This window comes from Ruegeria sp. HKCCD4315, from assembly GCF_013112245.1.
Lineage (GTDB): Bacteria > Pseudomonadota > Alphaproteobacteria > Rhodobacterales > Rhodobacteraceae > Ruegeria.
In genome coordinates, this window is the sequence record NZ_WVRN01000001.1 from 405,891 (window position 1) to 420,501 (window position 14,611).

Annotated in this window: 15 protein-coding genes and 1 pseudogene; 3 read left to right on the top strand and 13 right to left on the bottom strand. The window is 57.4% G+C overall.

What is annotated here, in order from left to right; all coding sequences use genetic code 11:
• The first annotated feature begins 80 nt into the window (after positions 1–80).
• The 3 genes and pseudogenes from GS646_RS01960 (at position 81) to GS646_RS01970 (ending at position 3,037) form a co-directional block, all read left to right on the top strand.
• Positions 81–719: pseudogene (locus GS646_RS01960) on the top strand (acyl-homoserine-lactone synthase).
• 60 nt (positions 720–779) lie between these two features.
• A complete protein-coding gene (locus tag GS646_RS01965; RefSeq protein WP_171183981.1) occupies positions 780–2,312 on the top strand; it encodes an ATP-dependent RecD-like DNA helicase in 1,533 nt (510 codons plus the stop codon).
• A complete protein-coding gene (locus GS646_RS01970; protein WP_171183982.1) occupies positions 2,309–3,037 on the top strand; it encodes an SDR family oxidoreductase in 729 nt (242 codons plus the stop codon). The genes GS646_RS01965 and GS646_RS01970 overlap by 4 nt, the downstream gene beginning before the upstream one ends.
• A 3-nt stretch (positions 3,038–3,040) precedes the next feature.
• Here GS646_RS01970 and GS646_RS01975 read toward each other — a convergent pair whose 3' ends face one another.
• From GS646_RS01975 to trpS, 13 genes are all read right to left on the bottom strand, one after another.
• Entirely contained in the window at positions 3,041–3,808 is a 768-nt protein-coding gene (locus GS646_RS01975) for a TIGR02186 family protein (protein ID WP_171183984.1), read from the bottom strand.
• A gap of 2 nt (positions 3,809–3,810) precedes the next feature.
• Entirely contained in the window at positions 3,811–4,731 is a 921-nt protein-coding gene (locus tag GS646_RS01980) for a sulfite exporter TauE/SafE family protein (protein WP_171093632.1), read from the bottom strand.
• Positions 4,732–5,046: 315 nt separating this feature from the next.
• Entirely contained in the window at positions 5,047–6,015 is a 969-nt protein-coding gene (locus GS646_RS01985; protein ID WP_171093630.1) for an ABC transporter permease, read from the bottom strand.
• The gene (locus tag GS646_RS01990) at positions 6,015–7,109 is read right to left on the bottom strand and encodes an ABC transporter permease (RefSeq protein ID WP_171647385.1); all 1,095 of its coding nucleotides are present in this window, start codon (positions 7,107–7,109) and stop codon (positions 6,015–6,017) included. Before GS646_RS01990 ends, GS646_RS01985 begins: the two co-directional genes overlap by 1 nt.
• Position 7,110: 1 nt before the next feature.
• Positions 7,111–8,640 (bottom strand): ABC transporter ATP-binding protein, encoded by a 1,530-nt coding sequence (locus tag GS646_RS01995; protein WP_171647382.1) that lies wholly within the window; start codon positions 8,638–8,640, stop codon positions 7,111–7,113.
• A gap of 88 nt (positions 8,641–8,728) precedes the next feature.
• Positions 8,729–9,727, bottom strand: a complete 999-nt coding sequence (locus tag GS646_RS02000; protein WP_171093623.1) for a BMP family protein — start codon at positions 9,725–9,727, stop codon at positions 8,729–8,731.
• Between the two features lie 157 nt (positions 9,728–9,884).
• Positions 9,885–10,283 carry a GNAT family N-acetyltransferase gene (locus tag GS646_RS02005; RefSeq protein WP_253746493.1) on the bottom strand — a complete coding sequence of 133 codons (399 nt, stop codon included), beginning with the start codon at positions 10,281–10,283 and terminating at the stop codon, positions 9,885–9,887.
• Positions 10,284–10,294: 11 nt separating this feature from the next.
• Positions 10,295–10,885, bottom strand: a complete 591-nt coding sequence (tsaB, locus tag GS646_RS02010; protein ID WP_171647378.1) for a tRNA (adenosine(37)-N6)-threonylcarbamoyltransferase complex dimerization subunit type 1 TsaB — start codon at positions 10,883–10,885, stop codon at positions 10,295–10,297.
• Positions 10,875–11,438, bottom strand: coding sequence for a NifU family protein (locus GS646_RS02015; RefSeq protein ID WP_171647376.1), 564 nt, complete (start codon positions 11,436–11,438; stop codon positions 10,875–10,877). Before GS646_RS02015 ends, tsaB begins: the two co-directional genes overlap by 11 nt.
• A gap of 69 nt (positions 11,439–11,507) precedes the next feature.
• Entirely contained in the window at positions 11,508–12,101 is a 594-nt protein-coding gene (locus tag GS646_RS02020) for a 2-hydroxychromene-2-carboxylate isomerase (protein WP_171183996.1), read from the bottom strand.
• Between the two features lie 9 nt (positions 12,102–12,110).
• Positions 12,111–12,566, bottom strand: coding sequence for a universal stress protein (locus GS646_RS02025; RefSeq protein ID WP_171093614.1), 456 nt, complete (start codon positions 12,564–12,566; stop codon positions 12,111–12,113).
• 77 nt (positions 12,567–12,643) lie between these two features.
• Positions 12,644–13,507, bottom strand: coding sequence for a branched-chain amino acid aminotransferase (locus tag GS646_RS02030; protein WP_171647374.1), 864 nt, complete (start codon positions 13,505–13,507; stop codon positions 12,644–12,646).
• 58 nt (positions 13,508–13,565) lie between these two features.
• A complete protein-coding gene (gene trpS / locus GS646_RS02035; RefSeq protein ID WP_171093610.1) occupies positions 13,566–14,594 on the bottom strand; it encodes a tryptophan--tRNA ligase in 1,029 nt (342 codons plus the stop codon).
• Positions 14,595–14,611: the final 17 nt, after the last annotated feature.

Here is a 14,611-nt window from a genome sequence, read left to right on the forward strand (position 1 = left end):
CAGCGCACACCCCACACGCAATATTAACCACGACTCTGTACCCCCTTCGTTCCCGCACAGGACGACAAGGGGAACAAGTCATGTTGCGTTATTTATATGCCGATGAGTTGCACAGATTTCCAACTCTGGCAGAGGGGATGTTCAAGGATCGAGCGGATCAGTTCAAAACCCGGCTGGGGTGGGATGTCCATGTCAATGAACAGGGGAAGAGCGGGATGAGTATGACGCACTCAACCCGCTTTATGTCATCTGGGAAGAGCCAGACGGCAGTCATGGCGGGTCGATGCGGGTGTTGCCCACAACGGGTCGGGTGATGATCAACGAGGTTTTCGGGGATCTCAACGGCGGCAAACCCATTTGCAGCCCGTTGATCTGGGAAGTGACACGGTTCTGCCTGTCACGCAACGCAGGCCCGCATACGGTCGGGGCCATTATGCTGAGCGGCGGCGAAATGATGGAAGGGTTTGGCCTGACTCACATCGCCGGTGTGTTTGATGCGCGTATGATCCGTATCTATCGTCTGATCGGCTCATCGCCCGAGGTTCTGGGCACTCAGGGCAGTGGGCAGGATCGGATCTCGGTCGGGTTGTGGCCTTATTCTGCGGATGATTGCAACCGCGTCGCGAAACGTGCTGGCGTCCCGCGCGAACTGTCGCGCCTGTGGTTCAACACAGCGCTTTGGACCCAAAAAACAGCACCGGTTTGCCTTGTCCGCATAAGCAGTTGAAAACGCCATTCCGCATCTGGTGATGGTCGGCGCGGCCCTGTAGGGTCGCGCCATGTCTTTGCAATATGTAACCTTCTCGGATGATCAGGCCGCCGCATTTGACAGCATCGCCGAGATGCTGAGATCAGCAGGTGTCGATCTGGAAGATGACGCCCTTCTCAAACTGCCGGGGGCGGGGAAATCGGGCGTAATGGCCGTGATCGGCAAGGCTGGCTCTGGTAAAACCCTGCTGTTGGCTGAACTGTATAAGGCGCTGGCAGAGACCGGGGTACAGGTCGTGTCCGGCGACTATGAAAGTCGCAAGTCCAGGGACAAGCGTAGCCTTGCTATCCTGGCCCCCACCAACAAGGCCGCAAGTGTTCTGCGTCTGCGCGGCGTGCCCGCCACCACAATTCACCGCATTCTCTACACGCCTGTGTACGACCCGGAATACGAGCGCATCGCTGAATGGCTGGCGGGCAACGATGAACGACCCGAGATTGAAGGACTGACTGATGAAGCCCTGGATCGGGCTGCGGCGTTTTACGAAAACAACAAGTCCATGCCTGGGGCACTGGCTGCTGCCGGATTGCGGGGATCGGATTTCATCACGGGGTGGAAACGGCGCGACGAACCTTTGGACATCGGGTTTGTCGATGAAGCGTCGATGCTGGACGACCGTCAATTCGAGGATCTGAAAGAGATTTTTCCAACCCTTTTGTTATTCGGTGATCCGGCACAGCTGGCACCGGTAAATCAATCGGGCAGCATGGTTTTTGAGTCCTTGCCCGAACCCAGAAAACTGACGCTTCAACGCGTTCACAGACAGGATGCAGACAACCCAATCCTCGATCTGGCCCATGCTCTGGCTGACCCGGCGATGGGGTTTGAAGACTTCGAGCGTTTGGTCGAAGAGACGGCGCGCCGTGACGACAGGGTGGTCTGGGGGCAGCGGGTCGAGGTCGACCTGATGGCGCGCAGCCCGGTTTTGGTTTGGCGCAACGCGACACGCATTCGACTTATTCAGGCGTTCAGGAACGTCCATGGCGCACCAGAGACCGAGCTTCTGGAAGGGGAACCGCTGATTTGCGACGGGATTGAGCTGCCTTTGAAACATCGCAAAAAACGTCTGGATCTTGAAGCGCGTGGGCTGATCAAGGGGGCTCAGGTGGTGTACCTGGGGCCGGGGCGAAAGCCGGGATTCTCGCGGCTGCATGTGATGGGTGCCGAAGACCCTCAGGTCAGCGCGGCATCGATTGTGCAGATCGAGAAGCCGGATGAGGAAGAACCGTTCATTCCCTTTGCGGCGCGTATGGGCGCAACGTTCCTGCACGGTGCGGCAGTGACGATACATAAGGCGCAAGGTTCTCAGTGGGACACGGTTCAGGTTTTTGCACCGGACATTTATGCCGCAGCCCGGATGGGCCGGACCGAGGCAGGACAACCCTTGTGGAAACGTTTGGCTTATGTGGCGATTACGCGTGCGCAAGAACGTCTGATCTGGGTCGTCCGCAACCGATTGTCGAAGCCAACTTACCCGCTGCGAGTGGACGACCTGCGGGCTGTCCCGGCGGCGTCACTGACATTGGAGGCGGAAGAGACATGACATCCATTATTGTTACCGGCGCAAGCTCTGGTATAGGACTGGCCACAGCGGAACTGTTCCTGGCCCAGGGGTGGACCGTCGGTGTGTTGGCACGCAGTGCGGATAAGCTGAATGCCCTGGCACAAAAGCACGGCAACTCCGTTGCGCTGCCTGCGGACGTAACAGACCCTGAGGCAGTGAAGACTGCGTTCCGAAAGTTTACGGACGAGGTTGGGCGTCTGGATGTCTTGTTCAACAACGCAGGCATCTTTGCACCGGGCGGTACTATCGACGAAATTGCGCTGGAGGATTGGTATCAAAGCGTCAACGTCAACCTGAACGGCATGTTCCTGTGCGCACGCGAAGCCTTTGGGATCATGCGGCATCAGGACCCTCAGGGCGGACGCATCATCAATAACGGCTCGATTGCTGCACATGTTCCACGTCCGAACTCTGTGCATTATTCGGCGACCAAACATGCAATTACCGGGCTGACCCGCAGCCTGTCTCTGGATGGGCGGTGCTTTGGAATAGCCTGCGGGCAGATCGATATCGGGAACGCCCGGACACAGATGGTTCAGGGGCTGGTGGACGCGGCGCAGGCAGCGGGGGAAACGCCTGACCCGACCATGGCCGTTGAAGACGCGGCGCGATCTGTTCTGCATATGGCAACCCTGCCGCCTGAGGCGAATGTTCAGTTCATGACCGTCATGGCGACGACCATGCCCTATATCGGCAGGGGATAACCGTCACTTGTCGCGCAACAGACGGAATGCCGTCGAAGCACCCCAGCCAGCAGCAATTGCGATGACCAGAGACATCAGACCGTACCAAACAGGTTGCTGACGCGACATGTTGTACAGGAACCGTTCCAGGCCAACTTTGCGGACATCGATGGTTGTTTCGTACTGCGAAACCACCTCGCCACCGCGCGTCAGGAAGATACGGGCGGCATAATCCCCCTCTGTCAGGTCGGCAGGCATGTCGATTGAGGTGCGGAACAGTGTTTGTTCGTCCACGGCGACCGTGTCTTCGCGGATGGAATACAAGTCTTCTTCCTCGCGAATGCGAACTACCGCGTCTGCGAAATCCTGCGCGCCGCGGATATGCATCGCGGCACCAACGGACCGGATCGCACGTTCTATCGAAATACGATAACGAAGATCTTCGGTGTCAGTCAGAATGTCATCCAACGGCCCGCTGGTTGCGACCGCGTAAAAGCTGGGCGCAAGATCGACGAGAACACTGTCGGTGTTGACCCAGATCCCCAGCTTCCGTTCTTTGCGGCGTACCGTGACAGGCTCGGACGGACCAGCGACCGCAACGATGACCTCGACCGGTGGGCCGGATGGAATCGGGGTTTCCCGTTTGATGGCCCCGAAAATGAGAAGCTCTGAGCCGTCAAAGGTCGCTGTAATCGCAACGCGATCCTGGCTAAGACCAAGGACAACCTGTTCTTCCGCAGCAAACGCGGGCAGGCACAAAAGACAAAAGACGGCAATGAGTGATCGCAGCATCTTCAGTGTCCTCCGCCAGTTCCAAGCGAATAAAGCTCGGCAGGTTCAAGAAGCAGATCAAGCGCAAGCTTGCCGCACACCGCCAGAACCAAAGCAGCCAGCAAAACGCGCAGTTGCTCTGCCGGCATACGCGCGCCAATCACAGTACCGATCTGCGCGCCAATCACACCGCCAACCAGCAGCAGAACCGCCAGAACAATGTCCACCGTATAGTTCGTGGTGGCGTGCAGCATCGTGGTGAAGGCCGTCACAAAGATGATTTGAAACAGCGATGTGCCGACAACAACCTTTGTGGGCATGCCCAACAGGTAAATCATGGCGGGAACCATGATAAAGCCGCCGCCGACACCCATGATTGCAGACAAAACCCCGACGCAAAGCCCAACCAAAACGGGTGGAATGACCGAGATATAAAGACCAGATGTGCGGAATCGCATTTTGAAGGGCAGGGCATGAATCCAGCCCCGTTGACGGCGTTTCGCGGCAACAGCTCCGCCTCTTTTTGCCTTTCGCAGCGCCCTGAGGCTTTCGACGAACATCAGGCTGCCGATGACGCCAAGGAAAACGACGTAACACAGTTTGACCAGCAGATCGACCTGACCCAGGCTTTTGAGATAGTTGAAGACAACCACACCCAAAGCGGCTCCGATCAGGCCCCCGACAAGCAACACAGTCCCCATCTTTAGGTCTACGGTTTTTCGTCGGAAATGGGCCAACACGCCGGAAAAGGACGAAGCAACAATCTGATTGGCCTCGGTCGCAACGGCCACCGCTGGTGGAATGCCGATGAAGAACAGCAGCGGCGTCATAAGAAAACCGCCGCCGACCCCGAACATTCCGGACAAAACGCCAACCATTCCACCCAAACCAAGCAGGAGGAATGCATTCACCGATACTTCGGCTATGGGCAGGTAAATGTACATAATACCGTCACTTTGTGTTTTGCGTCGCTGCGCTGCCGCATGCAGTCCATTGGTAAGCCATTGATGCAGTTTTTTGCATGTATATCATTGTCACATGCCTCCCGGCTCGATGAGCCCAAAGATGTCTTCTGATTGCAAAACGAGATCAGCTTCGATTTTGAAGGCACCGCCCAACGTTAGGGAAGCGCTGACAGAAACTTTGGCTATGGGCAGATAGACTTGCATACCCCCTTAGAGCGGGTGCGGCATGCAAAATCAACTCTGCATGCCGCTCTGCAGCGAACAGGACCCAGAATTGATCCTGAACTGGACTTATCAGCGTTCCTTTACGTACGGTTCGCCACCGGCACGTGGGGGAACGGCTTTGCCGACAAACCCGGCCAGAATCACAACTGTCAGGATGTAGGGCAGGGCGTCCATCACCTGTACCGGGATCACAATTCCGCCCAGGTCGATATTCTGGAATCGCAGGGCAACGGCTTGCAACAGGCCAAACAGCAGACAGGCCCACATGGCATGCCAGGGGCGCCATTTCGCAAAGATGAGCGCCGCCAGTGCGATGAACCCGCGCCCGGCTGTCATTTCCTTGACGAACCCGGCCTGCAATGCGGTGGCCAGATAAGCACCTGCAATGCCGCACAAAACGCCACAGATCGCGACTGCCGCGAAGCGCAGGCCAACGACGGATACGCCCGCTGTATCAACCGCCGCCGGGTTTTCACCCACTGCCCGCAATCGCAGGCCAAAGCGGGTGCGATACAGAACCCACCATGTCGCCGGAACCATCAGAAACGCCACATAGACCAGGATCGAGTGACCCGAGAGCAATTCGGAATAAATCGGGCCGATAATCGGCACACCGCTGATTGCTTCCGCAAATGGGAAATTGATGGGCTCAAATCGCCCACCTCCAAACAGGGACGGTGTCCGCCCGCCTTGCTGGAACCAGCTTTGGGCGACCAGTACGGTCAAACCCGAAGCGAGAAAGTTGATCGCCACGCCCGAGATAAGCTGATTACCTCGGAATGTAATTGACGCCAGCCCGTGGAGCCCCGACAGCAACAATGAAGCTGCAATGCCCGCCAGCAAGCCCAACCAAACTGAACCGGTAACAGCCGCAATGGCTGCGGAAAAGAACGCCGCTATCAGCATTTTGCCTTCGAGGCCAATGTCAAAGATACCCGCACGTTCCGAATAGAGACCGGCCAGACAGGCCAGCAGCAGCGGGGTGGACAGGCGGATGGTCGAATCCAGGACCTGGATGAGGGTAACGAAGAATTCCATCACTCAGCCCTCTTCCGCATACCAAGGAACAGTTTTTCAAGCGGCATTCGCACCATGTTGTCCAACGCCCCGGTGAACAGAATGACCAACGCTTGAATAACAACGATCAGCTCACGTGGGATCGAGGCCCACAAAGCCAGTTCTGCCCCGCCCTGATAGAGGAAGCCAAACAGTAAGGCGGCTAGAAAAACGCCAAACGGGTGGGATCGGCCCATCAGCGCGACGGCGATTCCGATAAAGCCCGCGCCTTCGGTCGAGTTCAGAACCAGCCGCTCGGCCTCGCCCATCACGTTGTTGATGGCCATCAAACCTGCCAGCGCGCCCGAAATGAGCATGGCTATGATGGTGATCCGCACGGGTGAAATACCAGCGTAAACCGCCCCGGTTTCCGAGTGGCCATAGGCGCGGATTTCGTACCCCAGGCGGGTCCGCCAGATCAGTGCCCAGACAACGACACAGGCCAGCAGCGCGATGAAGAACGTGATGTTCGCCGGAGCCCCGCGGAACACCACATTCTCAGCGGTTGAGAACATCGACTGGAAGGTCGGCAGGTGAACGGTTTCGGGGAATCGTGCGGTGGCTGGGTCCTGCGATCCTTGCGGGCGCATGATGTTGACCAGCATGTAGTTCAGGAACGCGGCTGCGATAAAGTTGAACATGATCGTGGTGATCACGATGTGGCTGCCGCGTTTGGCTTGCAAATAGGCCGGAATGGCGGCCCAAAATGCGCCGAACAGCATTGATGCGGCGCAGGCCGCAAGCAAGGCAACGCTCCAATGGGGCCAGTCGACATAAAGGCAGACCATGGCGACGCCAAGCCCGCCCAGCATCGCCTGACCTTCGCCGCCGATGTTAAAGAGGCGCGCATGAAACGCCACGGCAACCGCAAGCCCGGTGAACATGAAATTTGTCGCATAGTAGAGCGTGTAGCCCCAGCCATAGGTCGACCCCAGCGCGCCGGTCACCATAAGCTGAACCGCTTCGATTGGGTTTTCTCCGATGGCGAGGATGACCAGCGCCGACAGGATTGCGGCCAGTATCAGACTGATCAGCGGGATCAGGATGACATCGGCCCATTTGGGCATTTTTTCCATGTTACGCGGCCTCTCCCGCAACACCGGCCATCAACAGGCCCAGTTCTTTTTCATCCGTCTCATGGGGCAGTCGTTCACCCATGATGTGTCCGTCAAACATCACCGCAATCCGGTCGGAAAGCGAAAAGATCTCTTCCAGTTCGACCGAGACCAACAGAATGGCCTTGCCCTGATCACGCAGAGCGACGATCTGCTTGTGAATGAACTCGATCGCACCGATGTCTACGCCGCGTGTGGGTTGTCCGACCAGCAGCAGATCCGGGTTGCGCTCGATCTCGCGTGCGACAACGATCTTTTGCTGGTTGCCGCCAGAAAAGCTCTTGGCCGCCAACCATGGATCGGGCGGGCGAACGTCGAATTTTTCGATCTTGGCTTCGGTATCGGCGCGCAAGGCGGCATTGTCCATGAAGATGCCGCGTTTGTATGCCGGGTCACGATGATAGCCGAAGGCGACGTTTTCCCACGCGTGGAAATCCATAATCAAACCTTCGCGCTGCCGGTCTTCCGGCACATGTGCGATATGCTGGGCGCGGCGGGCCTGACCGTCCGATCCTGCGCCACTCAGTGCCAAAGGCTGACCATTCAATTTGATCGAACCTTGGCCCGGGCGCATACCGCCCAGAACCTCAAGCAGCTCGGATTGTCCGTTGCCAGCCACCCCGGCGATGCCGACGATTTCACCTGCGCGGACGGTCAGATCAATGCCTTTGACCCGTTCCACTCCGGTCGAATCGAAAACGCTCAGCTTTTCAATCTCAAGAATGGGTTTACCGGGTTTGGCAGGAACTTTGTCGACCTGAAGCAGAACCTTGCGGCCTACCATCAGTTCGGCCAACTCTTCGGGGCTGGTTTCGGACGTTTTGACAGTTGCCGTCATCTGTCCCCGTCGCATGACCGAGACGGTGTCGGTATTCTCCATGATCTCACGCAGTTTGTGCGTAATCACGATGATCGTTTTCCCCTCGGCCCGCAGGCGGTCGAGAATGCGGAACAACTGATCTGCTTCAGCCGGGGTCAGTACGCCGGTTGGTTCGTCCAGAATCAGAATCTCAGCCTTGCGATACAACGCCTTCAGAATTTCGACGCGCTGTTGCATACCGACGCCGATCTCGTCGATGCGTTTGTCTGGGTCGACGAACAGTTCGTACTCTTCTTCCAGGTCTTTCAACTCTTTACGCGCCTTGGACAAAGACGGGGCGAGCAGCCCGCCATCTTCGGCACCCAGCACGATATTTTCCAGAACGGTAAAGTTTTCAACCAGCTTGAAATGCTGGAATACCATCCCGATGCCAGCAGCGATTGCGGCCTGGCTGTCAGGGATATCTGTCTTGGATCCGTTGATCCAGATTTCGCCTTTGTCGGCTTTGTAGAAGCCGTAGAGGATGCTCATCAGCGTGGATTTGCCCGCGCCGTTTTCACCGATGATCCCGTGTATTGTACCGGGGGCGACACTGATGGAGATGTCTTTGTTGGCCTGAACCGGCCCAAAGGCTTTGGAAATCCCTTTGAGCTCAATGGCGGGGACGGTCATGTCTTGTCCTCAATTGCCGAAAGGGCCGCACGGACGGCGCGGCAGAGTGGAAAACGGGGCGGAGGAAACCCCCACCCCGTATGTATTTTTAGAACTGCAGTGCCGGGCAGCTGTCGTTCTCGTAATAGCTGACAACGTTGATGTCGCCGTTGATGATGGCGCTACGCGCATCGTCTACAGCGTCTGCCATGCGGACGGACACGAGTGCTTCGTTGTTTTCATCCATCGCAACGCCAACACCGTCTTCGGCCAGACCCATGGTGAAGATACCGGTTTCTACGTCGTCGCCTGCTTTCATTGCTTCATAAACGGCAACATCAACGCGCTTGAGCATCGAGGTCAGAACTTTGCCCGGGTGCAGGTGGTTCTGGTTGCTGTCCACGCCAATCGACAGGATGCCTTCGTCGGCAGCGGTTTGCAGAACGCCAACGCCGGTGCCACCGGCGGCTGCGTAGATCACGTCTGCGCCTTGGCTGATCTGTGCCTTGGTCAGCTCGGATCCTTTCACAGGATCATTCCATGCAGCCGGAGTGGTGCCGGTCATGTTGGCCACGACGTTGATGTCAGGGTTCACAGCCTTTGCACCCTGCGCGTATCCACAGCCAAAGTGACGGATCAGCGGAATATCCATACCGCCGATGAAACCAACAGTGCCCGATTCCGACGCCATCGCGGCCATCATGCCAACCAGGTACGAACCTTCATGCTCGGCAAAGCCAATCTGACGGATGTTTGGAATGTCCAGCCAGTTCACGTCAACAGCGACGAACTTGGTGTCCGGATAATCGCCAGCGACTGCTGACAGCGGATCAGCCATGCCAAAACCCATGGTGATGATCGGGTTTGCACCGGATTCGGCAAAGCGGCGCAGGGCCTGCTCACGCTGTGCTTCCGACTGGATTTCGATCTCACGGTACTTTCCACCGGTCTCATTTGCCCAACGCTGCGCGCCGTTATAGGCGGCTTCGTTGAACGATTTGTCAAATTTGCCGCCCAGATCAAAGATCAGCGCCGGTTCAGCCAGAGCGGCACCTGCAGTCAGAGCGACGGCAGCGGCAGCGCTCATCAAGGATTTCATCAGGGTCATTTCGGTCTCCCAGTTTTATGTTGGCACGGGATCAGATTAGTCCCGTTTACCCACGTTTAGCGAGCATAACTGTTGTGATGGCGGGTATTAAGGGGGTTTGCAACCGTCATGGTCAATTGATTCCTGACCAAATGGTCCAAAAAATGTTCACTTGCCCTTAGGGCAGGCGGCATTCCATCACCAGAGCGTCGGTTTTTGTACCCGTTTCGCGCGAATAATACGCACGCCGCACGCCGCAGCGATGATACCCGCAGCGTTCATACAAGGCGATTGCCGCCACATTGTCAGCTGCGACGTCCAGAAAGGCCCGGTTTGCCTCCATGGCGGCGGCCTGACGGTGCCATTCACGCATCGTTTCCAGGGCCAGCCCCTGACGTTGTACCGAAGGGTGAGTCGCAATTGTCAGCAGCTCGGCCTCGCCCGCGATCACCTGAAACAACGCAAAGCAGCGCGGATCACCAACGTAATGCGTAAACGGGTTGTCCAGAAGGCTTTCAAATTCGCTGGCGGACCAGGGGCGCGACTGCGTGAACGCAGCGGCATGAGTTGTTGCCATGTCGTGCGGCGTCATTCGTCTAACATGACCGGAGGCACATCACGCGACGGGGCCGCGTCTGCGGGCCGGACATACAGCGGTGCCGGCGGTGCGCTGACATCGCGCCAACGTTCAGCCGTCAGACGTGCAATGGCTTGGACGTGTTGGTCCGGGTCATTGCAGGAAAACAGCGGTCCAAGTGCCTCGGCCTCTACCCTGGGCATCAGGCGTGGATCATCGCCGACGGCCTGAACATAAACCTGATCGCGCGGGGCTGGTATACATGGAATCTGGTCCGCACCGCCGAGCTCCATCAAGGCATCGAAGCCTGAAACACCAACGGCAGGGACGCCGAGGCCCAAGGCAAGCCCGCGTGCGGCAGAGACTGAGATTCGAATTCCAGTGAAATTACCCGGGCCGACACCCACGCCTATGGCGTCAAGATCGGACCAAGCGCAACCACCCTGAGCAAGTATGTCTTCGAGCATCGGCATCAGGCGTTCGGCCTGCCCGCGCGACATTGCTTCGGCCCGAGAAGTTATGATTTCACGACCGCGCAACAAAGCGGCCGCGCAATGCGCGGCCGATGTATCAAATGCCAGAATCGTCGGGTCAGACGGCAACAGGGCGAACCTCGGTCACTTCGGGGATGTAGTGACGCAGCAGGTTTTCGATACCCATCTTCAGTGTCAGCGTCGAAGACGGGCAGCCCGCGCAGGCCCCCTGCATGTGCAGGTAAACAATGCCGCGATCAAAACCGTGGAAGGTGATGTCACCACCGTCCTGAGCCACCGCCGGACGCACGCGGCTGTCCAGCAGATCTTTGATCTGATTGACGATTTCAGCGTCTTCCCCAGTGTGTTCTGCATGGCCAGATGCGGCAGTTGCATCTGCACCCATCACGGGTTGACCCGATTGGTAGTGCTCCATCACTGCACCCAGGATCGCCGGTTTGATGTGATCCCACTGAACCTCATCGGATTTGGTGACAGTGACAAAATCGTTGCCAAAGAACACGCCGGTCACACCGTTAACAGCAAAGATTCGTTTGGCCAGAGGAGATTTCTCGCCCGCTTCCGGCGTTGGGAAATCTGCAGTTCCAGCCTCAAGCACCGTTTGGCCGGGCAGAAATTTCAACGTGGCCGGGTTTGGGGTGGATTCGGTCTGGATGAACATGAGGCAGCTCCGTCTGATGTGCCTCTGATATGCGCGCAGGGGCGCGGGAAGTCAAGATTTGGAACGGTTCTAAATTGAAGCCGCGTGTTCCAGCGCCTCATCCAGACGGTCATCGCCCCAATACAGCTCTGCTTCGACCAGAAAACTAGGCGTTCCGAACAGATCAAGGTCTTTAGCGCGGTTGGATTGCGCAAACAGCGCAGCCTTGATGTCCGGGTCCTGCACGCGGCCCAAGGTGTCAGTTGGCAAGCCTGCCGTTTCCAGACAATCCATCAGCACATTCTGATCCGAGATATCGCGCCCCATCCCAAACTCTGCGCTGTAGACCGCCCTGACAAAAGCGGCCCGCCCATTTTGACCTTCAATAGCCAGCGAGAGACGTGCTGCCGAAAGAGAATTCTGCGGAAAAGGATCAGGTCGTACTAATGGCAACCCCCGCGCCGCACACAGGCGTTCCATGTCACGCCACATGTACCGCCCCTTGGCAGGGTAGAGATTAAACGGAGACGTTTGCCATCCCTGAGCTGCAAAAATGGGACCAAGCAGAAAAGGGTGCCATTCGACCGAAACACCCTTGGCTTGCGCCGCGGCTTCGATTCGCATTGCGCTGAGATAGGAATAGGTCGAGGCGAATTCGAACCAGAACTGTATCGTCTTCGCCATCGTCGGTCCTCAGGTGATTTCTTCCAGCTTTTCTTTGCTTAGATCGCCGGGAACAATGGTGATCGGGATCGGAAGGCTGCCCGAGTTTTTTGTCAACTGAGTCACCAGCGGGCCTGGCCCCTTTTTGTCCGTGCCCGCCCCAAGTACAAGCACACCAATCTCGGGATCGGACTGAACATGTTCTATGATCTGTGGCACCGGATCGCCTTCGCGGATGGCCAGTTCCGGTTCCACATTCTGTTTGTCACGCATCCATTTTGCAAAAACCTCATAATGCGCATGGATACGTTCACGCGCTTCTTCGCGCATGGTTTCGGCGACTCCGATCCAGTGGTTGAACTCGTCTGGCGGGATCACCGACAGTATCGTCACTCCGCCACCGGTATGCGCGGCACGCATCGCGGCAAAGCGCATGGCGTTCAGGCATTCGCGGCTGTCATCCAGAACAACTAGAAACTTACGCATGGGTGTCCTCTTCAAGTTTCAGGGATCATGCCCCAGCGGTTGCGCTGTGGCAACTCGGACACGTTCAAAGTGACATGCTAGCGTTCGCTTGCAGCCCAATCCCAGTAAAGTCCACGGGCGCGGCGGGCAATAGGGCCAACTTGAAATTGCGTATCGTCCAGAGCTGTAACAGGTGTCACCTTGTTCATGTTGCCTGACATGAACACTTCGTCTGCCCCGTGAAAATCCTCGAAACTCAAAACCGTTTCGTGGACCGCAACACCGTCGTCGCGCAAGTTCTTGATATGTCGCGCGCGCGTGATCCCCGCCAGAAACGTGCCGTTGGGGGCCGGGGTGAAGACCTCACCATCTTTGACCATAAAGATGTTGGCCGTTGCGGTTTCAGCCACGTTCCCCATCGCGTCAGCGACCAGAGCGTTCGAGAACCCCTTTGACCGGGCCTCTTGCAACATGCGTGCGTTGTTGGGGTACAGGCAACCGGCCTTGGCGTTTACAACTGCACTTTCCAAAACAGGGCGGCGAAACCTTGTGGTTGTCAAAGTGACCGAGGCGGTGTCCGGTGCCATCGGGATCTCTTCCAGACAAATGGCAAAGCCCGTGCTGTTTTCCTGTGGGACAATGGCGGTCTGGTCGCCGTCGATCCCCCAATACATCGGCCGAATATAGACGGCGGTATCTGCGTCGTAGGATTGCAACCCTTCGCGCACCAACTCCACCATATGTTCAGCTGTTACAGTCGGGGTCAGCATCAAAGCTTCTGCAGATCGGTTTACCCGCGCACAATGCGCATGCAAGTCGGGTGCAAGGCTCTCGAAATATCGAGCGCCATCAAAGACAGAAGACCCCAACCAGGCCCCGTGATCGGCGGCGCGCATGATGGGTGCATCCCCTTCATGCCACTGGCCTTCGAAATATGTGCGGATATTCTTGCCTGTTGCCATGATGCCCTCCCAAGCTTTGGGCAAACCTAGGAGGGCGTCAGAAAAAGGTCCAGTGCAATCAGCGTGATGCTGACCCAACCATGCCTACGATTTCGTAGGTCTTTTGCAGGATCGGAGCAGCGATCTCACGCGCACGCTCGGCCCCGCGGGCCAGAATGCGATCAATTTCGCCCTGATCTGCCATCAAACGAGACATTTCGGTCGAGATCGGCGCCAGTTTCGCCACCGCCAGATCGGCAAGCATCGGTTTAAAGTCACCAAACTGCTTGCCGCCGACCTCGGCCAGAACCTGTTCGACACTTTGATCGTTCAGCGCCGCGTAGATATTGACCAGATTGCGCGCCTCGGGGCGATCCTCCAGCCCGTCAACATCCGACGGCAGCGCGTCCGGGTCGGTCTTGGCCTTACGGATTTTCTTGGCAATCGCGTCGGCATCATCGGTCAGGTTGATCCGGCTCATGTCCGACGGATCGGATTTTGACATCTTCTTGGACCCGTCCCGCAAGCTCATGACGCGTGTGGCCGCGCCTTCGATCACCGGCTCGGTGATTGGGAAGAAGTCGACGCCAAAGTCGTTGTTGAACTTGATGGCGATATCACGGGTCAACTCCAGATGCTGTTTCTGATCCTCACCGACCGGCACATGGGTCGCGTGATAGATCAGAATGTCAGCCGCCATCAGCGACGGGTAGGCAAAAAGCCCCAGCGAAGCGTTCTGCTGGTTCTTGCCTGCCTTGTCCTTCCACTGGGTCATCCGTTGCATCCACCCCATCCGGGCGACGCAGTTAAAGATCCAGCCCAGTTGTGCATGTTCGGGCACCTGGCTTTGGTTGAACAAAATCGACTGTTCGGGGTCGATGCCCGCCGCGATAAAACCTGCGCACAGTTCACGGGTGTTGTGGGACAGCGCTGCGGGGTCCTGCCATGTGGTGATCGCGTGCAGATCGACCATGCAATAGATGGTCTCGAAATCTGCACCCTGCATATCCACAAAGCGCTTCATTGCGCCCAGATAGTTGCCCAGGGTCAGCCCGCCCGAAGGCTGGATGCCGGAAAACACGCGCGGCGTGAACTGGGTCTCGGTCATCGAAGGGAACTCCCGTC

Excerpts from the sequence above, each read along its gene's own strand:
- GS646_RS01965 (WP_171183981.1), top strand. The coding sequence starts at position 780 with ATGTCTTTGCAATATGTAACCTTCTCGGATGATCAGGCCGCCGCATTT.
- GS646_RS01985 (WP_171093630.1), bottom strand. The coding sequence starts at position 6,015 with ATGGAATTCTTCGTTACCCTCATCCAGGTCCTGGATTCGACCATCCGC.
- GS646_RS01995 (WP_171647382.1), bottom strand. The coding sequence starts at position 8,640 with ATGACCGTCCCCGCCATTGAGCTCAAAGGGATTTCCAAAGCCTTTGGG.
- trpS (WP_171093610.1), bottom strand. The coding sequence starts at position 14,594 with ATGACCGAGACCCAGTTCACGCCGCGCGTGTTTTCCGGCATCCAGCCT.
- GS646_RS02030 (WP_171647374.1), bottom strand. The coding sequence starts at position 13,507 with ATGGCAACAGGCAAGAATATCCGCACATATTTCGAAGGCCAGTGGCAT.
- GS646_RS01975 (WP_171183984.1), bottom strand. The coding sequence starts at position 3,808 with ATGCTGCGATCACTCATTGCCGTCTTTTGTCTTTTGTGCCTGCCCGCG.
- GS646_RS02025 (WP_171093614.1), bottom strand. The coding sequence starts at position 12,566 with ATGCGTAAGTTTCTAGTTGTTCTGGATGACAGCCGCGAATGCCTGAAC.
- GS646_RS02020 (WP_171183996.1), bottom strand. The coding sequence starts at position 12,101 with ATGGCGAAGACGATACAGTTCTGGTTCGAATTCGCCTCGACCTATTCC.
- GS646_RS01980 (WP_171093632.1), bottom strand. The coding sequence starts at position 4,731 with ATGTACATTTACCTGCCCATAGCCGAAGTATCGGTGAATGCATTCCTC.
- GS646_RS01970 (WP_171183982.1), top strand. The coding sequence starts at position 2,309 with ATGACATCCATTATTGTTACCGGCGCAAGCTCTGGTATAGGACTGGCC.
- GS646_RS01990 (WP_171647385.1), bottom strand. The coding sequence starts at position 7,109 with ATGGAAAAAATGCCCAAATGGGCCGATGTCATCCTGATCCCGCTGATC.
- GS646_RS02005 (WP_253746493.1), bottom strand. The coding sequence starts at position 10,283 with ATGGCAACAACTCATGCCGCTGCGTTCACGCAGTCGCGCCCCTGGTCC.
- GS646_RS02000 (WP_171093623.1), bottom strand. The coding sequence starts at position 9,727 with ATGACCCTGATGAAATCCTTGATGAGCGCTGCCGCTGCCGTCGCTCTG.
- GS646_RS02015 (WP_171647376.1), bottom strand. The coding sequence starts at position 11,438 with ATGTTCATCCAGACCGAATCCACCCCAAACCCGGCCACGTTGAAATTT.